Annotated in this window: 24 protein-coding genes and 1 pseudogene; 10 read left to right on the top strand and 15 right to left on the bottom strand. The window is 33.6% G+C overall.

Annotated features, from left to right (window positions below; genetic code table 11):
• Position 1 precedes the first annotated feature (1 nt).
• On the top strand, positions 2–1036 hold the full coding sequence (gene lpxK / locus GR162_RS14920) for a tetraacyldisaccharide 4'-kinase (protein WP_160782803.1): 1035 nt from the start codon (positions 2–4) through the stop codon (positions 1034–1036).
• On the opposite strand, the gene GR162_RS14925 is transcribed toward lpxK, so the two are convergent.
• The 3 genes from GR162_RS14925 to lipA form a co-directional block, all read right to left on the bottom strand.
• Entirely contained in the window at positions 1029–3200 is a 2172-nt protein-coding gene (locus tag GR162_RS14925) for an ATP-binding protein (RefSeq protein WP_160782804.1), read from the bottom strand. The genes lpxK and GR162_RS14925 overlap by 8 nt on opposite strands.
• A gap of 29 nt (positions 3201–3229) precedes the next feature.
• On the bottom strand, positions 3230–4225 hold the full coding sequence (gene gap / locus GR162_RS14930) for a type I glyceraldehyde-3-phosphate dehydrogenase (protein WP_160782805.1): 996 nt from the start codon (positions 4223–4225) through the stop codon (positions 3230–3232).
• Positions 4226–4300: 75 nt separating this feature from the next.
• Positions 4301–5167 (bottom strand): lipoyl synthase, encoded by an 867-nt coding sequence (gene lipA / locus GR162_RS14935; protein ID WP_008464530.1) that lies wholly within the window; start codon positions 5165–5167, stop codon positions 4301–4303.
• 299 nt (positions 5168–5466) lie between these two features.
• On the opposite strand from lipA, the gene GR162_RS14940 reads away from it, so the two are divergent.
• The gene (locus GR162_RS14940; protein ID WP_160782806.1) at positions 5467–6339 is read left to right on the top strand and encodes a M48 family metalloprotease; all 873 of its coding nucleotides are present in this window, start codon (positions 5467–5469) and stop codon (positions 6337–6339) included.
• Between the two features lie 197 nt (positions 6340–6536).
• A complete protein-coding gene (locus GR162_RS14945) occupies positions 6537–7400 on the top strand; it encodes a M48 family metalloprotease (RefSeq protein ID WP_160782807.1) in 864 nt (287 codons plus the stop codon).
• 54 nt (positions 7401–7454) lie between these two features.
• Here the strand turns inward: GR162_RS14945 and GR162_RS14950 are convergent, their stop codons facing one another.
• From GR162_RS14950 to murB, 7 genes and pseudogenes are all read right to left on the bottom strand, one after another.
• Entirely contained in the window at positions 7455–7835 is a 381-nt protein-coding gene (locus GR162_RS14950; RefSeq protein ID WP_160782808.1) for a PH domain-containing protein, read from the bottom strand.
• A 62-nt stretch (positions 7836–7897) separates the two neighbouring features.
• Positions 7898–8634: pseudogene (locus GR162_RS14955) on the bottom strand (DUF4184 family protein).
• An 89-nt stretch (positions 8635–8723) separates the two neighbouring features.
• Positions 8724–9554, bottom strand: coding sequence for an energy transducer TonB (locus GR162_RS14960; protein ID WP_160782809.1), 831 nt, complete (start codon positions 9552–9554; stop codon positions 8724–8726).
• 156 nt (positions 9555–9710) lie between these two features.
• On the bottom strand, positions 9711–10262 hold the full coding sequence (locus GR162_RS14965) for an RNA polymerase sigma factor (RefSeq protein WP_160782810.1): 552 nt from the start codon (positions 10260–10262) through the stop codon (positions 9711–9713).
• Positions 10253–11359, bottom strand: coding sequence for a glycosyltransferase (locus tag GR162_RS14970; protein ID WP_160782811.1), 1107 nt, complete (start codon positions 11357–11359; stop codon positions 10253–10255). The genes GR162_RS14965 and GR162_RS14970 overlap by 10 nt, the downstream gene beginning before the upstream one ends.
• An 84-nt stretch (positions 11360–11443) precedes the next feature.
• The gene (locus GR162_RS14975) at positions 11444–12058 is read right to left on the bottom strand and encodes an FMN-binding negative transcriptional regulator (RefSeq protein WP_160782812.1); all 615 of its coding nucleotides are present in this window, start codon (positions 12056–12058) and stop codon (positions 11444–11446) included.
• A gap of 119 nt (positions 12059–12177) precedes the next feature.
• The gene (gene murB / locus GR162_RS14980; RefSeq protein WP_160782813.1) at positions 12178–13191 is read right to left on the bottom strand and encodes a UDP-N-acetylmuramate dehydrogenase; all 1014 of its coding nucleotides are present in this window, start codon (positions 13189–13191) and stop codon (positions 12178–12180) included.
• Positions 13192–13324: 133 nt separating this feature from the next.
• Between murB and GR162_RS14985 the strand changes: the two genes are divergently transcribed.
• Positions 13325–13798: a hypothetical protein gene (locus tag GR162_RS14985; RefSeq protein ID WP_119792901.1), complete on the top strand. Its 474-nt coding sequence runs from the start codon at positions 13325–13327 to the stop codon at positions 13796–13798.
• Between the two features lie 59 nt (positions 13799–13857).
• On the opposite strand, the gene GR162_RS14990 is transcribed toward GR162_RS14985, so the two are convergent.
• From GR162_RS14990 to GR162_RS15000, 3 genes are all read right to left on the bottom strand, one after another.
• Complete coding sequence (locus GR162_RS14990) at positions 13858–14907, bottom strand: glycosyltransferase (RefSeq protein ID WP_160782814.1); 1050 nt, start codon at positions 14905–14907, stop codon at positions 13858–13860.
• Positions 14908–14981: 74 nt separating this feature from the next.
• A complete protein-coding gene (locus GR162_RS14995) occupies positions 14982–15659 on the bottom strand; it encodes a DUF2461 domain-containing protein (RefSeq protein WP_008464550.1) in 678 nt (225 codons plus the stop codon).
• A 114-nt stretch (positions 15660–15773) separates the two neighbouring features.
• On the bottom strand, positions 15774–16853 hold the full coding sequence (locus GR162_RS15000) for a DNA replication/repair protein RecF (protein ID WP_160782815.1): 1080 nt from the start codon (positions 16851–16853) through the stop codon (positions 15774–15776).
• A 243-nt stretch (positions 16854–17096) separates the two neighbouring features.
• Here GR162_RS15000 and GR162_RS15005 point away from each other — a divergent pair, with 243 nt between their 5' ends.
• The 6 genes from GR162_RS15005 (at position 17097) to GR162_RS15030 (ending at position 23416) form a co-directional block, all read left to right on the top strand.
• Positions 17097–17879: a tetratricopeptide repeat protein gene (locus tag GR162_RS15005; protein ID WP_160782816.1), complete on the top strand. Its 783-nt coding sequence runs from the start codon at positions 17097–17099 to the stop codon at positions 17877–17879.
• An 81-nt stretch (positions 17880–17960) separates the two neighbouring features.
• Positions 17961–18533: a 6,7-dimethyl-8-ribityllumazine synthase gene (ribH, locus tag GR162_RS15010; RefSeq protein ID WP_008464553.1), complete on the top strand. Its 573-nt coding sequence runs from the start codon at positions 17961–17963 to the stop codon at positions 18531–18533.
• Between the two features lie 166 nt (positions 18534–18699).
• Positions 18700–20637, top strand: a complete 1938-nt coding sequence (gene mutL / locus GR162_RS15015) for a DNA mismatch repair endonuclease MutL (protein ID WP_119792894.1) — start codon at positions 18700–18702, stop codon at positions 20635–20637.
• Entirely contained in the window at positions 20634–21446 is an 813-nt protein-coding gene (locus GR162_RS15020) for a rhomboid family intramembrane serine protease (RefSeq protein ID WP_083219832.1), read from the top strand. Before mutL ends, GR162_RS15020 begins: the two co-directional genes overlap by 4 nt.
• A gap of 42 nt (positions 21447–21488) precedes the next feature.
• Entirely contained in the window at positions 21489–22352 is an 864-nt protein-coding gene (locus GR162_RS15025; RefSeq protein ID WP_160782817.1) for a rhomboid family intramembrane serine protease, read from the top strand.
• A gap of 17 nt (positions 22353–22369) precedes the next feature.
• The gene (locus tag GR162_RS15030; protein ID WP_160782818.1) at positions 22370–23416 is read left to right on the top strand and encodes an endonuclease/exonuclease/phosphatase family protein; all 1047 of its coding nucleotides are present in this window, start codon (positions 22370–22372) and stop codon (positions 23414–23416) included.
• Between the two features lie 56 nt (positions 23417–23472).
• Here GR162_RS15030 and GR162_RS15035 read toward each other — a convergent pair whose 3' ends face one another.
• Positions 23473–24087, bottom strand: coding sequence for a WbqC family protein (locus GR162_RS15035; RefSeq protein ID WP_129748907.1), 615 nt, complete (start codon positions 24085–24087; stop codon positions 23473–23475).
• Positions 24088–24178: 91 nt separating this feature from the next.
• Complete coding sequence (gene lepB, locus GR162_RS15040; protein WP_160782819.1) at positions 24179–25732, bottom strand: signal peptidase I; 1554 nt, start codon at positions 25730–25732, stop codon at positions 24179–24181.
• Positions 25733–25787 lie beyond the last annotated feature (55 nt).

A 25787-nucleotide genomic window follows, 5' to 3' on the forward strand; every position in this document is an offset into this window, starting at 1 on the left:
TATGAACTTACTTCGAAAATTACTTTTTCCATTTGCCATTTTATACGGGTTCATCACTTCAATCCGTAATTTCCTTTTTGATAAAGGGGTTTTAAAATCGACTTCTTTTGATCTTCCTATTATTGCTGTTGGAAATTTGAGCGTTGGTGGAACTGGAAAAACACCACAGATCGAATACTTAATTCGATTATTGTCGGATAAATATAAAGTTGCAACTTTGAGCCGTGGCTATAAAAGAAAATCGGAAGGTTTTGTTTTGGCTGACGAAAATTCGAATGCTGAAATTCTGGGTGATGAACCTTTTCAGTTTCATCAAAAATTTTCAAATGTAATGGTGGCTGTTGATGCTAATCGTACAAACGGAATTCAGCAATTGCTTTCGCAAGATGAAAAACCTGAAATTATTTTGTTGGACGACGCCTATCAGCATAGAAAAGTAAAGGCTGGTTTTTATATTCTGCTGACTTCTTATGGAGATTTATACTCAGATGATTTTATGCTTCCAACTGGAAATTTGAGAGAGAGTAGAAGTGGAGCAGAAAGAGCCAGTATAGTGGTTGTTACAAAATGCCCTAAAATTTTAAGTAAAGAAGAGCAAGCTGAGATTAGATTAAAGTTGAAGTTGAAAAGCAGTCAGCAAGTCTTTTTTACTTTTATAGATTATGATATGGTCATTTATAGTAAAAATGAAAAAATTGCCGTCAGCGAAATTAAATCAGAATCAAAATTGCTGCTGGCAGGAATCGCAAAACCAAAACCATTTTTTGATTATTTAAAAAATGAGAATGACGAATGTCTCACTTTTCCAGATCACCATCATTTTTCTGACGCAGATTTAGGATCAATTCAAATCAAAGCAAGCGGAAGAAAAATAATCACAACCGAGAAAGATTATGTGCGTTTGAAAGATTCAGAGCTTGTTGATCAGTTGTATTACTTACCAATAAAAAGCTCATTTATAAATCATCAGCAAGATTTTGATGCTGCAATTTTAGAGTATATCAAAAAGCATTCAGAATCTCAGAGAATTAGTTGAAAAACTTAGCAATAGTGCTATAGAAATCGTCTGGGACAAAAGGTTTTGTAATTACATCATCCATTCCAAAAGAAAGAAGCATATCGCGGTTTTCGTCAAGCGAAATTGCAGTTAAAGCTATAATTGGAGTCGTTTTGTCAAACTCACGAATCAATTTGGTTGCTGTGGTTCCGTTAATGCCTGGAAGATGGACATCCATTAAAATCATATCAAAACGCTTAATTTTTAAAAGCTCGACAGCATCTTCTCCATTGTCAACAATTTCACAGGTAATGTTTTTGTTTTCGAGCATTTTACGAGTGATCATCTGATTGATTTTGTTGTCCTCAATCAATAAAATAGATTTGTTTTTCAATTGTTTATCGTTATAAGGTTTTACTTCTTCGATTACTTCCAATGGTTCGTTGTTAATTTTGAAATTTAATTTGAAGGTAAATGTAGAGCCTTTGCCCACTTCACTTTTTAGTTTTATCTCACCTCCTAAAAGTTCTATTAATTTTTTTACGATAGTAAGGCCAAGACCTGTTCCTCCGTATTTTCTGTTTACTTCTATAGAACCTTGAGAAAAGCTTTCAAAGACAGATTGAAGCTTGTCTTCAGGAATTCCAATCCCAGTATCAACAATTTCGAAATAGACTGTTGCATTATCATCTTCTTGCGAATATAATTTAGCAATTACATTTACATGTCCGTTTTGGGTAAATTTTAAAGCATTGTTGATTAAGTTAAGTATAATCTGAGATAGTTTTGTAGGGTCTCCAATTAAATTATCAGGAATCGCTTTGTCTATTTCTAAGTTGAAGTAGTTTTTGTTTGCTGTCGCCAGTTCTTTCAGCGAACTTTGGATATTGAAAAGCAATTCTTTCAAGTTAAAGCTGATATTTTCAACTTCAGCTTTAGTTGAATCAATTTTATTAATTTCTAAAATTTCATTGATAAAAGTGGTCAAATAGTGGCCAGAGAACTTTAAAGATTCTAAGTATTTTAATTGTCTTTTCTTTGGCTTGTCTTCAAGAAGTATATGCGTAATTCCGTTAATGGCATTCAACGGTGTCCGGAGTTCGTGGCTTACTGTAGACAAAAACTCAGATCTGGCTTTTGATGCTTTTTCTGCTTTATTTTTGGCTAAAATCAATTCTTTGTTTTTCTCGCGAAGCAGTAAATTGTTCTGATTTCGTATGATATTGTTTTTGTACAAAGCTAAACTCAATAGAGATAAAATCGAAATCAAAGCAATTGCCAAGATGCTCACTAACTTAGAATAGCGATAGGTTTTAAGCTGAAATTTTTCTTCGCTTTCTTTTTTGATGGTATTGTTTAAAGATTGATTTTTTTTGAACTTTTCATATTCGTCCAAATCAATTTTGGCATTTTTTAGTTTTAAAAGATAATTTTCCAGCTGATAGTGTTCCTCTAGATAAGAATACGCCAAATCATAATTTTTATTCTGTTTGTAATATTGGCTTATCGCTAAAACTATTTTCGCTTTTTTCGGAAGATCATTGATTTTAGCGTTATAATCTAAGGCTTTGTTGAAATATATTATAGCCAAATCATTTCTTTTAAGCTGGCTTTCAATTAAGCCAAGCTGATAGTACGCATCTACTTTGGTTTTTATATTGGCATTATTGTCTAGCTTTTTAACGATAGCCTCAAGAGTTTTTGCTGCCGATTTAAGATCGTTATTGGTCTTAAATGCCAAAGCTTTCTGGTAATTTAAAACCTCGGCATTGTCATTGATATTCAGTTCTTTTAGTAGATCTGTAGCTTTTGTATAATATTCAGCAGCTGTTTTATAATCGCCTTTGGCAGTATTGGCGAAACCAATATAATGTAGAGCTAAAACTTTTGTACAGCTAGGTTTTATGGTATCAAATAAAGAAACTGTTTTATGGAAATTTTTTAACGCATCTTCAAATTTTCCCTGATTGTAGTAAATTTTTCCAAGCTTAAAAGTCTGATTGGCAAGATTTTCTTTTTTGCCATTTTCTTCACAAAAATTAATTGACTTTTCTGTGTAAAAAATAGCCTGATTATACTTTTTATTGTTCAGATTAGAATTGGCCAGCTTGTTATAATAGGTCAAGCTATCCGTATTCTTTTTGGCTTGAGAATACAAAAGCGAGTTAAAAAAACAAACAGCAATAAAAAGACAGTATTTCATGTATGGCAATGCTTTTACAATGAATCTTATTATTTTCTTATCAGTAAAATTAAATCAATCAATCTTGATGAATAGCCAATCTCATTATCGTACCAGCCTACAACTTTTACCATTTTGTCGATAACCGAAGTTAGCTGAGCATCAAATAAACAAGAATGTGTGTTGCCAATTACATCAACCGAAACAATTGGGTCTTCGGTGTAATCTAATATTCCTTTTAAATTTGTTTTTGAGGCTTGTTTAAATGCTTTATTTATTTCTTCAATGCTAACAGCGCGTTTTACATTGAAGGTTATGTCTGTTAATGAACCATCTGGAACTGGGACCCTAATACCGCAGCCACCCATTTTATTATGCAATTTAGGAAAAATTTTTGTTAATGCCTTAGCTGCACCTGTAGTTGTTGGAACAATCGATTGGCTAGCACCTCTCGCACGGCGTAAATCCTTATGTGGCTGGTCGTGAAGGCTTTGATCTGTCGTGAAAGAGTGTATAGTGGTAATGTAAGCTTGCTCAATTCCGCACAATTCTTCAATGATTTTAATCATTGGAGCAGCATTGTTTGTAGTGCAGCTTGCATTTGAAACTATATTTTCGCTTCCATCCAAAATATGTTCGTTTACTCCAAGAACTACGGTTTTTATAGTATCCACTTCTGATGGAGCAGAAAGAATCACTTTTTTTGCTCCAGCTTCAAGATGCGCATTTAGTTCTTCATGCGTTTTATACTTTCCAGTCGATTCGATAACAATATCAATCGAGTGCGATTTCCAATCTAAATTTGAAATGCTTTTTTCGTGAAAAAAGAAAAAATGCCTTCCGTCTACAATAATGCTATTTTCGTCATGACTTACTTCATAAGGCAAAACTCCATGAATACTGTCATATTTAATTAAATGCGACATGGTTTTGTTGTCAGCAATGTCATTTATAGCAACGACTTCAATTTCAGGGTTATTTAAAAGCAATCGGAATAAATTTCTCCCAATTCTTCCAAATCCATTAATAGCAATTCTTGTTTTCAATTTTTTGTTTATTCGTTTAACTGTTTAATCGTTTAATCGATTTTACAATTAAACGATTAAACGATTTAACTTTTTTTATAAAATATGTTTTTGTGCTTTGTATGAAGAACGAACAAGAGGGCCGCTTTCGACATGTCTGAAACCTAATTCAAGACCAAATTGTTCATATCTGGCAAATTGTTCAGGCGTAATAAATTCTTTTACAGGAAGATGTTTTTTACTTGGCTGTAAATACTGTCCAATGGTTACCACATCAACATTTGCATTTTTTAAATCTCTCATCGTCTGGAAGACTTCTTCTTCAGTTTCTCCAAGACCAAGCATAATTCCAGATTTTGTTCTGTTGATTCCTTTTTCTTTCAGATAACGAAGCACTTCTAAACTTCTGTCATATTTTGCCTGAATACGAACTTCGCGAGTTAAACGTCGTACTGTTTCCATGTTATGAGAAACCACTTCAGGGTTTGCTTCTACAATACGGTCTATGTTTCTTTCAATTCCTTGAAAATCTGGGATTAAAGTTTCAAGCGTAGTTTGAGGATTCATTCTGCGGATTGCTCTAACGGTTTCCATCCAGATGATAGAACCTCCATCTTTCAAATCATCTCTGTCAACGCTAGTAATTACAGCATGTTTAATGTTCATAATTTTAATAGAACGTGCTACTTTTTCAGGTTCGTCCCAATCTACCGTTTCAGGTCTTCCGGTTTTTACCCCGCAGAAACCGCAAGAACGCGTGCAGACATTTCCTAAAATCATAAAAGTCGCTGTTCCTTCACCCCAGCATTCTCCCATATTTGGGCAGCTTCCAGAAGTACAAATGGTATTTAAACTATATTTATCAACTAAACCTCTAAGTTCAGTATATTTTTGTCCGATAGGTAATTTTACTTTTAACCACTTTGGTTTTGTGGTTTGTGTATTTTCAGCGACTGTTTCCATATATCAATGTTCAAAGTACAAAGATACGGAATGTAGTTTATTTTGAGACGTTTATTTGCTTTTCCTTTACATATCATATTTGTAGAAGATATTGAGGATAACTGAAAACAAATGTTAATAAATTGTTGTAAGCATATTTTGAGGTTGCTTTTTTTGATTTCTGTCTGATATTTTGATGTTTCGTTTGGTTTTTGTGGAATATAAAAGTTCGGTCTTAATCTATTACAAATTTGGCTTCTCGAGATCTCGTAAAATTCATGCAATACTAATTTTGCTGTTAATTTAACAGTTTTAAAACCATGAAAAAGAGAATTATTGTATTAGGAGCTTTATTTGCAATTTTAAGCCTTACCAAAACAAATGCGCAAATACTTTCAGATAAAACTATGGGAGCTTTAGGAAAAGGCGTTTCAGGATTTACTTTTAGTGATGCAGACGCCGCGGCTTTAGCAAAACAATCTATAGCAGAATTGGATGCAAACAATCCCGTTGCAGATCCGAAAAATGGATATTCAATTCGTTTAGACCGTTTATTTGGAAAACATACTACAAGCGAAGGAATTACTTTAAATTATAAAGTGTATTTAGTGAAAGATATTAATGCTTTTGCTTGTGCAGACGGAAGTGTTCGCGTGTTTGCAGGTTTAATGGATATTATGGATGATAACCAACTGCTTGCTGTTATTGGTCACGAAATCGGACATGTTGTTAATCATGATACTAGAGACGCCATAAAAGCAGCTTATAAAAAAGAAGCTTTATTGGATGCGGCTTCGTCACAATCAGGAAAAGTAGAAACTCTTACCAAATCTCAATTGGGACAATTAGGAAGTGCCATGGTTGATAGTAAGCACAGCCGTAAACAAGAATCTGAGGCAGATAATTTCTCTTATGATTTCATGAAAAGAAATGGTTATGATGTGAATGCAGTAGAATCTGCTTTTCGAATTCTTCAAAATTTAAGCGAAGGAGCGGAGGCATCTTTTATGACTAAGATGATGAGTTCTCATCCTGATTCTGGAAAAAGAGCTGACGCGGCCAAAAAAAGAGCAACAAAAGATGGATTGTATCATGAGTATGAGCAACAGAAAATTGTAAATACGGCTCCTGTAACAGCAGCGAAGAAAACAACAACAACGACAAAGAAAACAAGTACGGCAAAGAAGAAATAAGCGATACATAATACAAAACCAGTAAATCTAATAATTTGCCGGTTTTTTCTTTTTTAGTATAGAATCAAAATCGGTTGTGGTTGATTATCAGCTCATAAAAATGTTATATCTTTATTTGTTGAAAAACAAGTTTTGTGTGAATTTAAAATAGCATTTTGTTATGCTACATTTGTTGTTAAATTGTAATTATAATAAATATGAAAAAGAAATTTATAATAGTAGGACTTTTATTTACAGCATTTGGTTTAACTAAAATGACTGCACAGATTAATTTTGGAGATAAAGCAATTGGGGCAGTTCAGAAAGGAGTTACTGGTTTTACTTTTAGTAATGCCGATGCGGCAAAATTATCTAAAGAAGCTGTCGATAAATTGGATGCAGAGCATGAAATTGCTGGACCAACTGATGGATATACTTTAAGGTTGAATCGCGTTTTTGGAAAACATACTTCTGGCGAAGGATTTACTTTAAACTATAAAGTATATAAGCTAAAAGAAGTAAATGCTTTTGCAACTGCAGACGGGAGTGTTCGTGTGTATTCAGGATTAATGGATATCATGGACGATAATGAATTAATTGCTGTAATCGGACATGAAATTGGACACGTTGCTAATAATGATTCTAGAGATGCAATTCGTGCAGCTTACCAAAAAGAGGCATTAATGGATGGTGCCGCTTCTCAGTCGGCAACAGTGGCAACGGTTACTGACAGCCAGCTTGGAAAAATAGGGAGCGCAATTATTGACAGCAAATACAGCCGTAAACAAGAATCGGAAGCAGATTTATTTGCTTACAACTTCATGAAGAAAAACGGTTATAACGTAAATGCTGAAGAATCTGCGTTTAGAATTTTAGCGAAAATGAGTGAAGGATCTGAAGCTTCATTTATTGACCAAATGATGAGTTCGCATCCAGATTCTAAGAAAAGAGCTGATGATGCTAAGAAAAGAGCAGAAAAAGATGGTTTGTACAAACCGTATGTACAGCAAAAAATTGTAAATACAGCTCCAGTTGCTAAAAAGACAACCACAAAGAAAACAACTACGACAAAAAAGAAGTAAGAGTTGTTTCTTAAAAATAAAACCCAGCAAATAAAAATTGCTGGGTTTGTTTTTTTATCCTAGTACGTGAAAGGCAAGAACCTTTTGCACTTCATAAACATTAACCGATTTATTGAATTGTTTTACAATGCTTGGCTGCTGTTCGCTAGAAATCCAGATTTTTAATTCTGCATCTAGATCAAATGTTCCTGCAGTTTCAACACTGAATCTTGTGATGTTTTTGTAAGCAATAGATTTGTATTCAGTTTTACTTCCCGTAATTCCTTGCACATCTACTAAGATTAATCTTTTGTTCGTAAAAATGAAAGTGTCGCGAATAAGTTTAAAACCCATTTCGATTTCTTCATTTGCTGTTAAAAGCTGCCCGTATTTTTTAATTAAATCTTCTTGACTTACAGAACCTGCATTGCCAAGAATAGCTGAAAATATTCCCATTACTCTGTTTTAATTTAGTTAAAATGATTTCCGTTTTGAAGGAGTAAATGTAGTGGATTTTGTTATTTTTTTTGGGCTGACTTGAATTTAATTATTAATGGGACTATTGTTATTGAAATTAAAAGAGATGCTATAAAAGTCACAATTAAATTTCCAATGTTTAAAGCTTTTGGATTTATTATAAATCTCATCAATAAAATTGCAGTTGTAAATAAAATTACAGAAACCCAATAGAATTTGTTAATCGGAATTGGAGAAGTAAAATTTATCGGAAGTTTAAAGAAAGCTATTAATATGATTATAGCTCCAATAGCTGTGCTTAAATGCTGTGTTGTTTTCCACAGCGGAATTTCTGTTCCGAAGATTGCTGTTGTATTTTGTAAAGCAACAATTTGATTGACAAAATAGCCGCGTTTATGCGTAAAGGCATCCCACAAAATATGAGAAAATATTCCGATAAGCAAAGACATTAATATGATAAGCCAATTTCTTTTAAAATAAACATTCCAGTTGAAATCTGTAAAAATCAAAATTCGACTTCTGATAAATGAAGGAAGATTTTGAAATAATAGATTTCTAGTAAGATTGTGAAAAGAAAAGTCAATAAAAGAGCAAGAGGTAAATCGAACCAAAAAATACCGTCTAAAGTGTGACTGTAATCGCTTTTGACTTTCATTCGCAGAAAATATTCAAAATCTGGTGTTAAGCTTCCAATTGTTAAAGCAGTTATAGAGAACCACGACTTTGGTAAATATCTCAAAGGAAGAATTATTGCAGGATGCGAAAAAGTGAAAGGCATTATGTTGGTTTTAGTTTTGATTTAGGAATTAAATGTAACAAAAAAGCAGAACCTAAGTTCTGCTTTTCTCACTTTTCAAAATATTTATATTATTCGACTTCTGTTTTTATTGTGATAGGAAGATTGTATGCAGTTCTAACTGGTTTTCCGTCTAGAATTCCAGGAGCCCATTTTGTTTTTAATGATTTTAAAACTCTAATGGCTTCTTTCCCCATTCCATAACCAGGATCATTCTTTACAATAATGTCTGTAAGTGATCCATCTTTTTCAACCACAAAAGAAACATACACTCTTAGTGTTTTTTCTACGTCAAGTTCTGGTCTGCGGAAATTGTTTCCAACATACTTGTAGAACTGAGCAATTCCGCCCGGAAATTCAGGAAGTTTATCCAATATAGCTGTTGAAACAGGTTCATTGCTTGGTGGTGCAACTGAAGCAGCGTCACCATTTCCTCCTCCGCTTCCCGTTGTTGGCATTACATTTACAGCAGTTCCTGTTCCGGTAGTGTTTTCAACAACTGGTACATTTTCTGTATTAGACGCAATTTCCTGTACAGCGTCTTGAGTCCTTGTAACAATAGGATTGGTTAATTGAACCGCATCTGTTTGACTTACTGCAGTTTGTTCTACAATTGGTGCAGGTGGTGCTGGCGGCGGTGGCACAACAGTAGGATCAATGTTTACGGGCGTTATCGGGTCGTAAATCATTGGTTCTGGTTCAGTTGGAACTACTGAAGAATTAAATTTGCTAATAAGTGCAGATGCACTCCCTAAAGCCGTTAATAACAATAAACCCATAAAGAGAGCTGTAACAGAATTTTTGGAGTTCTCCTGGCGTAATTGGTACGCGCCGTATTCTTTGTTTTTGTTCTCGAAAACAAGATCGGTCCACTTGTTTTCATAAATGCTTAATTTAGACATAATTTTTGGGTTTTAAGGTTAAGTAACTTTAAATCATACGCAGAAAAGGTTTAGGTTTGAGCTAGCAACGAAAAGTTGTAGTTTTAATGTTGTAGAAATGTTTTTATTTTAAGAATAAATATGAGAATAATTTATTCTTTGATTAAAGATAATAAATTATCTATTACGTTCGATAATTTCAGCCAATAATTTTTTAGCGCGTAAAAGTTTTACCTTAACACTGCTTAATGGTTCATCAATCTTAGCAGCAATTTCCTGATAAGACATTTCTTGAAAATAACGAAGCTGAATTACTTCTTGATAGTGCGGTTTGAGTTCTTTGATGCATAAGAGCAGACGGGAAAGATTCTGTTCTTTAATTAATGCGTCTTCTGCAGATGGAGTAGGGTCGGCAATATTGTATGCCTGTTGGTCTTCGTTGTCTGTGATTTCTATAAAAAGATTGGTTTTCTTTTTTCGCAGCAAATCAATATAGACGTTTTTTGCAATTGCGATAAGCCAGGTATTAAATTTAAATTCTGGATTATAAGACGCAATTTTGTCAAAAGCTTTGGAGAAAGTTTCTATCGTAATATCTTCTGCGGTGGTTTCATTTTCGGTACGTTTGAGCATAAACGAATATACCTCATTCCAATAATGATCTAATAAAAAAGTAAAGGCGATCTGATCGCCTTTTTTTGCTTTTTCTATTTTAGAATTTATTTCCAATATACCGGTTTTGAAAAGATATTAGTTATAAAGATATTAATTTGCGTTAATATAAGCGCTATCTCAACAACCGGAAACCAAATTTTAATATCTTTTTCTTTTAATTTTCCTGCTGAACATCCAACGACTGTCCATACAATAGTATAGCGTGTAGCTAAAATTGCTAGTACGGCGATCCATTGGAATTGAAATGCTAACAGTGTAATAACTAAAATAAAGAAAAATAATTGTGAGAGGAAGAATAATCCTAACTGCATTTTATCAAAAAACTTGTAATGTTCTGCAGTAGAAATATGCCTTCTTTTCTGAGTAAACCATTCTTTATAGGTTTTCTTAGGTTCTGAATAGGTAAAACTTTCAGGTGTATAAGAAATCGTAGTGTTAGTTTTATTTGCTGCCTGATTAATGAATAAATCATCATCGCCAGAGCGAATCTGAATATGATCGATAAAACCATTTACATTAAAAAACTCTTCTTTTTTATAGGCAAGATTTCTTCCGACTCCCATATAAGGAAGCCCTATTTTTGCCCATGAAAAATATTGAATTGCTGTTAGAACAGTTTCAAAACGAATAATTTTGTTTAAAAACGAACGCTCTACTTTTTCATAACCTCCGTAACCTAAAACGATTGTTTTGTTCATCGTAAACTGCGAAGTCATAGAAGTGATCCAATCTTTAGAGTTTGGAAAACAATCTGCATCTGTAAAAAGTAAATAATCTTTCTTTGCCGCTTTTATCCCAAGCGTTAAAGCGTATTTTTTATTTCCCCAAAAAGCTTCATTGTTTTCAACTTTTACTAGACGGATATTAGAGAATTCTTTTTCAAATTCTTCAAAAACTTCAAGAGTTTCATCGCTAGATGCGTCGTCAATTAATACAATTTCAAAATCTGGATAATCTTGCTGTGCCAAAAGCGGAACGTATTTTTTTACATTCTCTTCCTCATTTTTAGCACATACAATTACAGAAACCGGAAGATTTTTAGGTTTCACATGCTGTGGTTTGGCAAAAGCAAATTTGCCAAAAACTCCTAAATAATAAAATAATTGAACTACGACAATAGCAATAAAAAAGTAAAATATGTATATAAGCATCTGATTTATTAGGTTCTATTAATTTCACGTTCTGCGACTGCAAATGTACTTATCAATTCGCTAAATTCAATAGCCAAAGCCGATTTACTTTCGGCATTTTGACATTTCTTTTGCAACAGCAATAGACTGAGGGTTTTCGGTTTTTTCTAATTCCGAAATTATGTTTTTATAATTGTGATCGTCACGATTTTGGGAGAGTTTTTTTGTAGCTTGAATTTCTTCAATTTCGATTTCAAAACCAAAGATTCCTCTTGCTTCGCGCATTGTTTTTTCAGACAAATCTTCAACTCTAATAGGGTTTTCAGAATTAGCTTCGTATTTGTCTACAAGTTTTTTCAATTGCCCTACCGAAGTTTCATAATCTACAATTTTGATTCTTCCGTAAACATGTACGGCTATATAATTCCAAGTCGGAACATTTTCGTGATCATACCAAGAAGAAGAAATATAACTATGCGGACCCGTAAATACAGCCAAAACTTGATCATTTTCTCTAAAACCTTCAGCTTGCGGATTTAGTTTTGAAATATGACCTTGAAGAATCTCTTTTCCATCAGCATTCAATTCCAATTCAATCGGAATATGTGTTGCACATAATTTTCCGTTAGTCTGATTAATCAGGATTCCAAAACTGTTTTCTTTCAAAAAAGCTCTTATTTCTTCCTGATTTTCGTTTTTGTATAAATCTGGTGTATACATGATCTTGTTGTTTATACAATTTGTCACATTGAGCGGAGTCGAAATGCTTTATAGCAAAGACTTCGACTCCGCTCAGCTGACAATAGGTTAAATTCGTGACAATTAGTGAAATTTGTGTTTTAAATCACATTTACTTCCGCTTCAATCTGAATGCCGAATTTTTCAAAAACAGTTTTCTGAACTTCTTTCGAAACAGCTAAAATTTCCTGTCCTGTTGCGTTTCCGTAATTTACCAAAACTAAAGCTTGATTTTTGTGAACTCCCGCATCGCCAAAACGCTTTCCTTTAAAACCTGCTTGTTCAATCAGCCATCCCGCTGGAACTTTTACTTCGGTTTCTGAAACTTCGTAGAATTTCATTTCTGGGAATTTCTGATGGATTTTCTCAAAATCAGATTTCAATAAAATCGGATTTTTGAAGAAGCTTCCGCTATTTCCTAATTCTTTTGGATCTGGAAGTTTGCTTTGTCTTATGGCAATTACAGCATTACTCACATCTTTTAAAGTGGGTTCAGTAATATTGTTTTTAGCCAATTCAGCTAAAATATCTCCGTAAGACGTATTAATTTTATGATTGCGTTTAGTCAGTTTAAAAATAACCGAAGTAATAATATATTGGTCTTTTACTTCATTTTTGAAGATGCTTTCGCGATAGCCAAAGTTGCATTCAGCGTTATTGAAAGTTTTCATTTCCTGAGTTGCAATATTCATCGCTTCGCAAGAAACAAAAGTGTCTTTAATTTCGGTTCCATAAGCACCGATATTTTGAACTGGAGTTGTACCAACATTTCCAGGAATCAGAGACATATTTTCTAATCCGCCAAAATTGTTGTCGATGGTCCAAAGAACGAAATCGTGCCAAGTTTCGCCTGCCTGACTTTCAACCCAAACAAAATCGTCGTCTTCTTTTTTGATTTTTTTGCCTTTTAAATCAATATGAATAACCAATGCGTCAATATCTTTGGTTAAAAGCATATTGCTTCCGCCGCCAAGAATGAATTTTTTCTCGTTTTTGTTTGCTGACAAAATGGTTTTCAATTCAGTAATAGAATGAACGGCAACAAATTGTTTAGCACTAGCTTCAATGCCGAAAGTGTTATATTTTTTTAAAGAAAAATTGGATTGGATTTCCATAAATAAAAGGCTTTTTAATCTGAGTCAAAAGTAAGGATTATAATTTATTCGGAAGGGGTTTTAAATAAATATCAGGTTTCGAAAACTAAATCAATTTCTTTTGTAAATTTGAAAGAATTGTAATATTATAATTATGAAGCTTTTTTTTCTTAAGAATAAGATTTTACTCTTTTTAGGTCTGTTTATTTCAGTGTCTTCTTTTGCTCAATCAGATATTGTTGGGAAATGGGAGACTAGAGATATAATTGGGTATTCTGATGTTCTTGAATATTCTTTAGTAAAAGACAAACAACAGAATAATGGACGAAGTGTAACATTCAAGCAAGATGGCACATTTTTTTGTGATGCGCCAGTGAAATGTCTTAATGATTGCTTCGTTTTAACTTCTGGAACTTATAAGCAAGTTGATAGTGATCATATACAATTGATTGTAAAAGATGCTCATTTTATTGGTTTAACTTGCAAGATGAAAAATCTAAATAAAGAAGATATTATTAGAGATTTAGGTTTTTTTTACATTAATAAAGAAGGAGAAACAATTCGATTGATTCCAAATAATAAGGTTTTGAAGGATGCTGAAAAGCTTTCTATGGTTTATCCCCAATAATTTTTATTGCAAAGACCCAAGCTTCACGTTCATAGCGTAAACTCTTGCGAACTTTGCGGTTAAATATTTATAGAATTCAACAACTCATGATATTTCTTTGAAATAATCATCATATTAATATCGTAATTCGCATTTTCTTCCACAAATTTTCTATTTCGAATAATCGTCTCGTTTCGTAATTCAGCATTTTCAAAAGACCAAATTAACTCATTGGCCAGCATTTCGATATTGTCAACTTCAATCAATTGCCCGTTTTCTCGATGCGTAATCCAGCTTTGATTTCCGGGAATATCAGAAACAATAGGATAACAATTGCAAGCCATTGCTTCAAATAAAGAGGCAGAAACGCCTTCGGTGGTTGGCATACTAATGTAAATATTAGAATGCTGCAGTAATTTTGGAAGTTCTGTATTCGGGATTCTTCCTGTAAAAATTACTTTGTTTTCTATTTGGAGTTCTTTTGCAAGATCTTTTAAAAATTGCAATCTGTTTCCGTCGCCAACAATGGTCAAAGAAAAATCAATTCCTTTTTGGTTTAAAATTCCGAAAGCTTTTAAAATGAAATCATGTCGGTATTCTGGCTGTAGCGAACGTGTAACAATCGCTTCAATTTTATTTGAATTATTGGTTGAAGGTGTAAAAAGTGATAGGTCAATTCCTTTTGGGAGAACCAAAACTTTGTTCATGTCAACTCCAGTTGCTTTCATGTGAATTGCCATTACAGGACCCCAAGCATGAATTAAATGCGCTTTTTTGAAAGCATATTTCTGAATGAATTTTTTAAAAGGATATAATTTAGACTCTTCCGGCCATAAATCAGTTCGGCCTTGTTGTGCGATCGCAATGGTTTTGGATCCAGATAATGCTGCAAGAAAACCATAACTGGTAGTTCTTTCTGCAATTACCATGTCTGGCTTTTCTTTTTTAATTATTTTTCGAATAGAAATTGGAGCGAAGAAATATTCTAAAATGCGTTTAGATCTGCGATTGTTTGATGTTTGAAGTTCCCAAGTAATGATTTCAAAATCGCCAAATTCTTTAAGGCCTTTCATCCAAGTGATGGCATCAGCGCGATAAGATTCTCCAAGAAAAAGTATTTTCCTTTGCATTATAAAAGTTTTTTCGCCACGAATTCACGAATTAATTTTGAATAATTCGTGAATTCGTGGCGATTTTTTTTTGTCTAAAATTCTTCAGTATCTAAAGCGCGATTTATAAAATCGTTTAGCGGTTTTAAAGCAATGAGTTTTTCGCTCATTTTTTTTACAAAATCCTTTTTTGTAACCTCAGAAATATCGTAGGTTTGGCTTGCTGTAAAACTTTTTAATTTTAAAAACTCAATTGCAGGATGGTCTTTTTCGTAACCGCGTGGCATGCTTTTTAATGAATTGTTTTCGTTTACGTCCAAACTTCCAAATTCTTTTTTAAAGTTTTTATCATTTAAGATTTCCTGTAAATCATCATAGAAAAAAGCGATTTCTTTACGGACTTTCTTTAGTTCTTCTGCATCAGGAGAATAAAATCCGCCTGCAATAAAACTTCCTCCTTTTTCAATATGAACGTAATAGCCAGAACGATTTGCACCTTTTGCTCCTGCTGACATCCAAACGCCCAAATGAGATTTGTAAGGAGATTTGTCTTTAGAAAATCGTATGTCACGATTGATTCTAAAAGTGCAGTCTTTTATCTCAAGAAGTTCCAACGACGGATCAAGTGGTTTCATTATATCTAGAAAATCACTAACCAACTGATGGTAGTCTTTCTTAAAAACTTCGTATCGTTTTTTATTGTCTTGAAACCATTCTCTGTTATTGTTCTTTTTTAAATCGTCTAAAAATTGCAATGATTCTTTCGTTAGCATGGTCCTTTATATTTTATTGCAGTTGTTTTTAAGTTTTTTACTCAGGCAAATTTACTGATTTCTATTTTGTGATTACTTCTAAAAACTGATACAAATTATACCAAATTTCACAAGTCACAAATTGAATATCTTATATGTCTGATGTGTGGATTTTACAATTGCTTCGGTTCTTTCGGGATGTGTGTCTGAAATAAAAAGCTGTCCAAACGTTTCGCTGTTTACCATTTCAACGATTTTGGCAACGCGGGTTTCGTCCAGTTTGTCAAAAATATCATCAAACAAAAGAATGGGTTTTACGCCGCTTTGTTTTTTTAGAAATTCAAACTGAGCCAATTTCAAAGCAATTAGAAAAGATTTCTGTTGTCCTTGCGATCCGAATTTTTTTATCGGATGTGAGTCGATTTCAAAAGACAAATCATCTTTATGAATTCCTACACTTGTGTATTGAAGTGCACGGTCTTTATTTATATTTTCCTGTAAAAGCGTTAAAAGATCTTTTTCAAATAAATGGCTTTCATAAACCAGTTGTACACTTTCCTCAGATCCCGTTATTACCTGATGGTGTTTATTAAATATAGGTATAAATTGTTCAAGAAAATCTTTTCGCTTTTCAAAAATCGATTTTCCGTAACCTTGCAATTGCTCATTATATATAGATAAGGTATCGTTATCAAAAACATGATTCAGGGCAAAATACTTTAAAAGGGCATTTCGCTGTGTAATTACTTTTTGATATTGTATTAATTCGTGGAGATATGTGGCATCCAACTGCGAAATCACACTGTCCATAAATTTGCGGCGCGTTTCGCTTCCTTCAATAATTAAATCACGATCTGCTGGCGAAATAATTACTAGCGGAATAAACCCGATATGATCTGAAAATTTATCGTAAGGTTTTCCATTTCGTTTTAAAACCTTTTTCTGCCCTTTTTTTAAACTGCAGACAATCTGTTCGGTTCTTTCGTTCTTATCCAGTTCGGCATCAATAACAAAAAATTCTTCGCCGTGTTTGATATTTTGAACCGCCAACGGATTAAAATAACTTTTTCCGTAAGCCAAATGATAAATAGCATCGAGCACATTGGTTTTTCCAATGCCATTTTTTCCAACAAAACAGTTGATTTTGATGTCAAAATCAAAACTTGCTTCTGAAAAGTTTTTATAATTAAATAATGAGATTTTGTTTAAATGCATTTTTTCGGGACTTCCACGTGTAAAATTTACCCTTTTTGAACAGTAAAAATTTGAGGCTGCAAATTACCGAAAATTATTGATATAATTGGCTTTGGCGCTTTTGTGGACAGATTTATTTTGCCGCTTCCGCGAAAGGATAAGCGAATAAGGAAAATATTTTTTTTAAAATAGTGATAAAATTGAAATTTTTTACCTCAGTTTCAAGAAAAATTTTATTTTTGCCGTTCACTAAATAAATTTTAAATGGCAACTTACAATAAAAGAGGATATAAGACACCAAAAGAAAAGGAAGTAAAAGAGGTGGTTACTGAAGAGCAACAAGTAATTATTGACGAAAAAGACAGTACTACAGCTGGAGTTTTCTCAAAATTAGATGAAACTGCTTCAAAAACTGAGGATTGGGTGGCTAAAAATCAAAAAATCATTATTGGTTTAGTTGCTGGTATTGCAGTTGCTACAATTGGATATTTGGCTTATCAAAAATTTATTGCAACTCCTAAGCAAGAAGAAGCTGCAAGTGAAATGTTTGTTGCGCAGCAAAACTTTGAAAAAGCTGTAAATGGTGTTTCTAGCGATTCATTATTCAAATTATCATTAAACGGTTCAGAAGGTAAATTCGGATTTGTCAAAATCGCTGAAGAATATTCTGGAACAGATGCAGGGAACCTAGCAAATTACTATGCTGGTATCGCTTACTTAAACACTGGCAAATTTGATGAGGCAATTAAATATTTAGGTGAATTCAAATCAGAAGATGCAATCTTAAGTGCTTTGGCAAAAGGTGCTACAGGAGATGCTTATTCTCAAAAAAATCAGCAAAAAGAAGCTTTAGATTTTTATGTAAAAGCTGCTGAGTCTAATAAAAACGATTTTACAACGCCTCGTTTCTTGTTAAAAGCTGGAAAAACGGCTTTAGCTTTAGGACAGAAAGAGGATGCGTTGAAATATTTTAATGACATTAAAGATAATTACGATAGTACTCCAGAAGCAGCGTCTGTTGATGCTTTGATCGGATTAGCGCAATAAAAATTTTAGACTTTAGATTTTAGATTGTAGATTTGTAATTAAGAATCTAAATTCTAAAATAAAAAATCTAAAATATATAAGATGGCTACTCAAAATAAAAATCTATCAGAATACGATAAAAACACAATCCCAAACGCGAAAGACTTTCGGTTTGGGATTGTTGTTTCTGAATGGAATGATACTATAACTGAAGGACTTTATAATGGTGCTTTTGACGCTCTAGTTGATTGCGATGTTCCGGCTCAGCAAATTATCCGTTGGAATGTTCCAGGAAGTTTTGAGTTGATTTACGGAGCAAAAAAAATGCTTCAGACTCAAAATGTTGATGCGGTTATCGTAATTGGATGCGTAATTCAAGGAGAAACAAAACATTTTGATTTTGTTTGTGAAGGTGTTACACAAGGAATTAAAGACTTGAATGTTCAGACTGATATTCCAGTTATTTTCTGCGTTTTAACAGATAATAATATGCAACAGTCAATTGATAGAAGCGGAGGAGTGCACGGAAACAAAGGAACCGAAGCTGCAATCGCGGCCATAAAAATGGCTTACATACGTCAGCAAGCTTCAATAGCTCATGCTTACAATCAGCCTTTATTGACTTCGGGAGCACTTCAAATTGAAGATTCTCCGAAAAAAATTGAGAACGAATAAAGCACATTTGTTTTAAAAATATTAAAACCTATACTGTGTAATAACGGTATAGGTTTTTTTGTTTTTTTTATGATTATTCTTATTCTAAAAGCCAACCAAAATTCATTAAATTTGTACTTCTTGGTTTGTAAAAACCTAATCTAACTTTAAAACCTATTTTTGCTTAATGTCGAGTATTATTCAATTGCTTCCTGATCACGTTGCTAACCAAATTGCTGCCGGAGAAGTGGTTCAAAGACCTGCTTCAGTCGTAAAAGAGTTGTTAGAAAATGCTGTTGATGCCAAAGCAACTGATATTAAATTAATTATAAAAGATGCCGGTAAATCGCTGGTGCAAGTTATCGATAATGGAGTCGGAATGACCGTTACCGATGCACGCTTGTGTTTTGCCCGTCATGCAACATCCAAAATCCGTCAGGCAGAAGATTTGTTTTCGCTTGGGACAAAAGGTTTCCGTGGAGAAGCTTTGGCTTCTATTGCAGCGATTGCGCATATGGAAATGAAAACCAAGCAAGATCAAGACGAATTGGGAACGCATATCATAATTGAAGGAAGTAAATTTATTTCGCAGGAAGTGGCCGTTTTGCCAAAGGGAACTTCGTTTGCGGTTAAAAACTTGTTTTTTAATATTCCTGCTCGCCGTAATTTCTTAAAGTCAGATACAGTTGAGTTTCGTCACGTCATGGATGAATTCCAGCGTGTGGCACTGGCGCATCCAAATATTCATTTTAGCTTTTATCATAACGGAAGCGAAATGTACAATCTTCCAGCAGCGGGATATCGCCAGAGAATTGTGGGTATCATGTCTGGTAAAACAAATGAAAAGTTGGTTCCAGTAAATGAAGAAACTGATATTATAAGCATTCAAGGATTTGTTTGTAAACCGGAGTTTGCAAAGAAAAATAGAGGAGAACAGTTCTTTTTTGTAAATGATCGATTTATAAAAAGCAGTTACCTACACCATGCGGTTATGTCTGCATACGACGGATTGCTGAAAGATGGTTCTCAACCTAGTTATTTCTTGTATCTACAGGTTCCGCCAAACACAATTGATATCAATATTCATCCGACTAAAACAGAAATTAAGTTTGATGACGAGCAAGCATTATATGCTATTTTAAGAGCGTCCATCAAACACAGTTTAGGACAGTTTAATGTCGCTCCAGTTTTAGATTTTGATCGAGATGCCAATTTAGATACACCATATCATTATAAAGATGTAGAAGCAGAAATTCCGACAATTCAGGTTGATGGCACTTTTAATCCTTTTACTGATGATAAAACCAATCAGCATTATAGTAAAGCTGCCTCAGGATCTTCTGGATATAGTTCAGGTTCATCATCATCATCGTCAGGATCGTCATATTCTGGGTCATCGTATTCAGGTTATTCTAAAAGAGTTGAGCCAACGGCAAGCTGGGAAAGTTTGTATGTTGGTTTGGATGTCGAAAATCCTGAAAGTATAGAAAGTTCGCCTTTTACATTTGAAAATGAAGAAGTAACCTCTTCTTTGTTTGATGATGAAGAAGTGGAACAGGCAACGCAGAAAACGTATCAAATTCATAAAAAATATATTGTATCTCCAATAAAATCAGGAATGATTATTGTTGACCAACAGCGTGCACATCAGCGAATTTTGTATGAGCAGTTTTTGCTGAACATGACTGTCAATCAAGCGGCGAGCCAACAATTGCTTTTTCCTTTAGATTTGTTTTATTCGGCTTCAGAAATGAAGTTGATCGAAGAATTGAAACCTTCTTTGGAAACTACCGGATTTGTTTTTGATGAAAGTAAGACAGATCACATTGTAATTTCCGGAATTCCTGTAAATATTACAGAAAGCGAAGTTTCGCAGGTAATAGAACAATTATTGAGCGACTTGCAAGACGGAATTCCAGCAAACAGTTACAGTCAAAATGATACAATTGCCAAGTCGATGGCCAAAAGTTTAGCGGTTAAAACAGGATCTTATTTGACCGAAAAAGAACAAGATAATTTGGTAAATGGTTTGTTTGCCTGTAAAGATCCAAATATTTCACCTTTTCAAAAACCTACCTTCATCACTATGCGTGTAGAAGATATAGATAAAAAGTTTGCTTTATGATGAATATCACGCCAGTAGTTAAACAACTGCTAATTATTAATATAATATTCTTTATTGGTGCTCAATTAGTGCCAGTTTCTTATGAATATTTGTCATTGTTCTATCCAGAAAGCGAAAGTTTCAGAGCTTGGCAAATCATTACGCACATGTTTATGCATGCACCATGGCCAAATTTTGCGCATATTTTATTTAATATGTTTGCCTTATACAGCTTCGGGTCTGCGTTGGAACATTTCTGGGGAGGAAAAAAGTTTTTGTTTTTCTACATTTCTTGCGGATTAGGTGCGGCATTGCTTCATACTGGAGTAAACTACCTTCAGCTGCAATCTCTTTTAAGTTCTGTTTCTGAATTGAATTTATCTAAATCAGAATTACACTTGATTTTGAATGCAAATTATTCTTCTTTATTCGATGCCAGTGGCCGAATGGTACAAGGAGAAATCGCTACAATTTTAAATAAAGCACATTGCACGCAAGAACAATTTAATGCTTTGGCACAGGCTAGCGGTATAGTTCAGTCGCCAGTTTTGGGCGCTTCTGGAGCAATTTACGGTTTATTAACTGCCTTTGCATTTATGTTTCCAAATGCTCAGCTGGCATTGATCTTTATTCCTGTTCCTATCAAAGCAAAATATTTTGTGCCTGGAATTTTAGCAATTGACTTATTTTTAGGTTTTAAAGGAAGTTCTTTATTTGGAAGCGGAGGAACTGGTATTGCGCATTTTGCTCACGTTGGCGGTGCAATTGCTGGTTTTTTAATGATGTTGTACTGGAAAAAAAATCAGTTTAATAACAACCGTTGGAATTAATTTTTAACTTTAAAGTACAAATTCTAAAACAAAAGAGTTTCTATGAATATTCTAGACGATTTAAAATTACAATATAGATTGGGTGGTATTGCTATGCGTGTTATGTATTGGAATATAGCATGTTTTATTGTATCACTTATCTTCTTCTATCAATTTTCAATAGGTCAATTTGCTTTTCCAAGTTGGTTGGCTTTATCGTCAGATCCTCAGGTTTTTATGTTTAAGCCTTGGACTTTTTTAACCTATGCTTTTTTTCACGATGGATTTTTTCATCTGTTGTTCAATATGATGGTGCTTAATTTTGCGAGCACTTTGTTTTTGACTTATTTTACTCAAAAACAATATTTAGGATTGTATCTTTTAAGCGCTCTTTTTGCAGGAGTGGCTTTTGCACTGAGTTTTTATTTTTCTAATATCAGCGGCTCTATTGTTGGTGCTTCTGCGGCAATTATGGCTATTTTGGTGGCCGCAACGACCTATTCTCCTTTAATGAATGTTCGTTTGTTTCTATTCGGAAATGTGAAACTTTGGCATATTACGGCTGTTATTCTAATTTTAGATTTAATGCAGTTCCGTTTAGGGAATATGGGCGGACATATTTCGCATCTTGCTGGTGCTTTCTTCGGATTTGCTTATATTAAATTGCTTCAAAACGGTACTGATTTAAGTATCGTTGTTTCTAAAACTTTAGATTTCTTTGCAGATCTTTTTAGAAAATCTCCTACGACCCCATTTACAAAAGTTCATAAAAATTACAAAAGACCTACAGAAAAAACGACATCAAGAATTGTTACGAAAGATAAAACGCAACAGCAGATTGATGAAATTTTAGACAAAATTAGCCAGTCAGGATACGATTGTCTGACAAAGGAAGAAAAAGAGTTTTTATTTAAAGCTGGAAAATAAACTTGTAGGAGATAAATATGAAAAACCTTTCTTGGTTTAATAAAATAATGTTCTTTTTGAACATAGTGCTGACTGTGCTTACATTTAGCATCTATGTTTTGCCTTTTTTAGCACCTAAAAGTTTTCCGCTTTTATCGGTGCTTACTTTGTTTATGCCTGCTTTTTTTGTGGCCAATGGATTGTTCTTTATCTATTGGGGAATTCAGTTTAAAAAACGCCTTATTTTATCGGGTTTGGTTTTGCTGACCGGAATTACATTCATCAGTAAATTTTATAAGTTTTCTGGAAAAGAGTATGTGAAAGATGAAAAGGATTTTTCTGTAATGAGTTATAACGTTCGTCTTTTTAATGTTTTTAAATGGCTGGATCGTGATGATATTCCGTCAAATATTAAAGCTTTTATAGATGAAAAAGATCCTGATATTTTATGCATTCAGGAATATTCAAATTCGGCACATTTGGATTTAAAGGTGTATCCGCACCGTTATATTTTTATCGATGGCAAAAAAATCAAGACCGGTCAGGCTATTTTTTCTAAGTTTCCTATTATTGACGAAGGAAATATCATTTTTCCAAAGTCAGATAACAATGTAGTTTATGCCGATATTAAGCGCGGAAAAGATATTATTCGTGTTTACAATATGCATTTGCAATCTATTAAAATTTCTCCCGATGTAAGCGAGATTTCGGATGATATTGATAATGTGAATCAGAAAAAATCACAACGCATTTATGCTAGAATCAGTAAAGGATTTACGCAACAGCAAGAGCAGGCAGAAATTTTTAAAGAGCATATTAAAAAATGCAACTACCCAATTATTATCTGTGGAGATATGAATAATAGTCCGTTTTCTTATGTGTACCGAAATATAAAAGGGAAATTAAAAGATGCTTTTGAAGAAGCTGGCGAAGGTTTTGGAGCTACCTATAAATTCAAATATTATCCTGCTAGAATTGATTATATTTTTACAGATAATAAAATGAAAGTAAAACAATTTGAAAGCTTTTCTGACTTCGAAAATTCAGACCATTATCCGATTATGACAAGACTTTCTATGGAATGATTTTTTTTAGTCGAAAGTCAAAAGTTAAGGTGATATGAAAATTCATAACTCATAACTTATATGATCTTTTGTGTTTTTAAATAATCCATTGCAAATTTACCTTCGTTAAAAAGCAAATCCAGAACACTTAAATTGTTGATGAAACCATGTTTGTCATCAAATACCTGAGTGTATTTTTCAAAAGAATTAGCATCCTTTTTACCATTCGCTAGATATCTGAAATCGGCAAAATCAGCAACTTCATGAAAGTATTCTGTAGTTTTTCCGAATTCCAGTTTCATTCGAAGGCATTTTGTCACAACGTCTAATACTTCGAAGTTTAAATCCATCAAAAATTGGTGTTTTTTCTCGAAAATAGGTGTGATATCATCTTCGAAATATTCGAAGAAAGGAGAGCTTCTATATGCGGCCTCAAGCGATTTAAAATGCTGTTTCTGCCAATCAAATTCGTTTTCGATCAAAATATCTTTTGTCTTCTGATGCGTTGCTTTAGAGTGCTTAACAGGAATGTTTAATAATTGAATTCCGTTCGGACTATAGATATAAGTTCTATTTCTATTGGTCTGTTTCTGAAAATTGTCTTCCATTTCAAAAGTAATGCTGTCTGATTGTGCTATTACGGCAAAATGACTGATAGATGGGAAATAAGTTGGAAGTATTAAGGAATTCATGGTTTTAATTCTTGTTTAAATGTTTCAGGTTTCAAGCTGACGTTAAAAACGCAAAACTTGAAACCTGACACAAAAATAACTTATTTTTTAATTATGCTTTATTCTCTCTTCTTTTTTTCCAGATAAAATCTCCAACGAAGTAGATGGCAAGAACTATTAAGAAATATTTAAAGTAAGAATGAGGCTGACCTTCGCCGTCTACAGTTGTAAATACTCTGTTCCAACGAATTTTATTGATGCCTTTTCCGTTGGTATCCCAGCTCATCCAAATGAATACTGGTTTTCCTACGATATGATTTTCAGGTACGTAACCCCAATAGCGGCTGTCTTCAGAGTTATGACGGTTGTCTCCCATCATCCAGTAGTAGTTCTGTTTGAAAGTGTACGTTGTCGCAGGTTTTCCGTTAATTAAGAATTTTGAACCTTGCAATTCTAATGTGTTTCCTTCGTAATTTGTGATAATCTCTTTATAGAAAGGAAGAGATTCATTTGTTAGAGCAACCGTTTTTCCTGCCTCAGGGATGTAAATTGGTCCCATGTTGTCTTGGTTCCATTTGTTGATATGAGGAAAAATAGCATTGTCATCTCCATGATCAACTTTTCGGATAACGGCAGTAACGCCAGGAGTGTTTTTAAATCTTTCTGCTCCAGCTTCTGTTAAGGCTCCTAAATAAAGTGTATCTCTTTTTTCTGTTCTAAAGCCTGCAGGATCTGTAATGTCCAATTCTTTGAAAATGGTTTCAAAATCAATAGGTGTTTTCCCGTCTAATGCTACAGCGTATGAGTATTGTGGTTTAGCTCTTTCTGGTAAAACTAATTTTTTTCCATTAATAAAAACATAGCCATCTTTTATTGATAAACTGTCCCCAGGAATACCAACACATCTTTTTACGTAGTTTGATTTTTTGTCAATTGGCTTAATTACACCAGGTCTTCCTTTTGGTTCGAAGAAATAATGAACCGTATCGACAGGCCAGTTAAAGACGACAATATCGCATCGGTTTATTTTCTGGATAGCTGGTAGTCTTAAATATGGTAATTGTGGCCAGCTTAAATATGATTTGCTTTTTGTCATAGGAATAGAGTCGTGAACCATTGGCAAGGCTACCGTTGTCATGGGAACTCTAGGACCGTAGTTTAATTTGCTTACAAATAAGAAATCGCCAATCAATAAAGATTTTTCTAAAGACGATGTTGGAATCGTATAAGGCTGTACAACATAAGTGTGTACTAATGTTGCTACAATAATGGCAAATAATAAAGAGCTAACGGTATCTGCTGCTTTGTTGTCAGGAGTTAGTTTGCGATCTTTATGATACTCTAATTTTTGAGTATAATTGACTACATAGATATAAAAACCTAAAGTAACAAGGCCTAAAATAGTATCTAAAGTTGATTTTTTACCAAATGTTCTTAATGTTTCTACCCACACAACTGGAAACATAATCAAGTTGATGATTGGGATGAAAAGTAGTAATGTCCACCATGTTGGGCGTCCGATAATCTTCATTAAAACGATAGAATTGTATACCGGAATTGCAGCTTCCCAGCTTTTTCTTCCTGCCGCCTGATATAATTTCCATGTTCCAAGAAAGTGAATAATTTGAACACCTAGGAAAAATACGAACCAAGAGTAAAATGTCATAATATTGTATTTTAAAATTTAAATCCAGATTAAATTAAGTCCAAATTTTATTCAA

Source organism: Flavobacterium sp. HBTb2-11-1 (assembly GCF_009826975.1).
Taxonomy (GTDB): Bacteria; Bacteroidota; Bacteroidia; order Flavobacteriales; family Flavobacteriaceae; genus Flavobacterium.

Excerpts from the sequence above, each read along its gene's own strand:
- lipA (WP_008464530.1), bottom strand. The coding sequence starts at position 5,167 with ATGGAAACAGTCGCTGAAAATACACAAACCACAAAACCAAAGTGGTTA.
- mutL (WP_119792894.1), top strand. The coding sequence starts at position 18,700 with ATGTCGAGTATTATTCAATTGCTTCCTGATCACGTTGCTAACCAAATT.
- GR162_RS15030 (WP_160782818.1), top strand. The coding sequence starts at position 22,370 with ATGAAAAACCTTTCTTGGTTTAATAAAATAATGTTCTTTTTGAACATA.
- GR162_RS15035 (WP_129748907.1), bottom strand. The coding sequence starts at position 24,087 with ATGAATTCCTTAATACTTCCAACTTATTTCCCATCTATCAGTCATTTT.
- GR162_RS15020 (WP_083219832.1), top strand. The coding sequence starts at position 20,634 with ATGATGAATATCACGCCAGTAGTTAAACAACTGCTAATTATTAATATA.
- murB (WP_160782813.1), bottom strand. The coding sequence starts at position 13,191 with ATGGAAATCCAATCCAATTTTTCTTTAAAAAAATATAACACTTTCGGC.
- GR162_RS14940 (WP_160782806.1), top strand. The coding sequence starts at position 5,467 with ATGAAAAAGAGAATTATTGTATTAGGAGCTTTATTTGCAATTTTAAGC.
- GR162_RS14950 (WP_160782808.1), bottom strand. The coding sequence starts at position 7,835 with ATGGGAATATTTTCAGCTATTCTTGGCAATGCAGGTTCTGTAAGTCAA.
- lepB (WP_160782819.1), bottom strand. The coding sequence starts at position 25,732 with ATGACATTTTACTCTTGGTTCGTATTTTTCCTAGGTGTTCAAATTATT.
- GR162_RS14995 (WP_008464550.1), bottom strand. The coding sequence starts at position 15,659 with ATGCTAACGAAAGAATCATTGCAATTTTTAGACGATTTAAAAAAGAAC.
- GR162_RS14990 (WP_160782814.1), bottom strand. The coding sequence starts at position 14,907 with ATGCAAAGGAAAATACTTTTTCTTGGAGAATCTTATCGCGCTGATGCC.
- GR162_RS14970 (WP_160782811.1), bottom strand. The coding sequence starts at position 11,359 with ATGCTTATATACATATTTTACTTTTTTATTGCTATTGTCGTAGTTCAA.
- GR162_RS14925 (WP_160782804.1), bottom strand. The coding sequence starts at position 3,200 with ATGAAATACTGTCTTTTTATTGCTGTTTGTTTTTTTAACTCGCTTTTG.
- GR162_RS15000 (WP_160782815.1), bottom strand. The coding sequence starts at position 16,853 with ATGCATTTAAACAAAATCTCATTATTTAATTATAAAAACTTTTCAGAA.
- GR162_RS14945 (WP_160782807.1), top strand. The coding sequence starts at position 6,537 with ATGAAAAAGAAATTTATAATAGTAGGACTTTTATTTACAGCATTTGGT.
- GR162_RS15025 (WP_160782817.1), top strand. The coding sequence starts at position 21,489 with ATGAATATTCTAGACGATTTAAAATTACAATATAGATTGGGTGGTATT.
- GR162_RS14985 (WP_119792901.1), top strand. The coding sequence starts at position 13,325 with ATGAAGCTTTTTTTTCTTAAGAATAAGATTTTACTCTTTTTAGGTCTG.
- GR162_RS14975 (WP_160782812.1), bottom strand. The coding sequence starts at position 12,058 with ATGTATACACCAGATTTATACAAAAACGAAAATCAGGAAGAAATAAGA.
- GR162_RS14960 (WP_160782809.1), bottom strand. The coding sequence starts at position 9,554 with ATGTCTAAATTAAGCATTTATGAAAACAAGTGGACCGATCTTGTTTTC.
- ribH (WP_008464553.1), top strand. The coding sequence starts at position 17,961 with ATGGCTACTCAAAATAAAAATCTATCAGAATACGATAAAAACACAATC.
- lpxK (WP_160782803.1), top strand. The coding sequence starts at position 2 with ATGAACTTACTTCGAAAATTACTTTTTCCATTTGCCATTTTATACGGG.
- GR162_RS15005 (WP_160782816.1), top strand. The coding sequence starts at position 17,097 with ATGGCAACTTACAATAAAAGAGGATATAAGACACCAAAAGAAAAGGAA.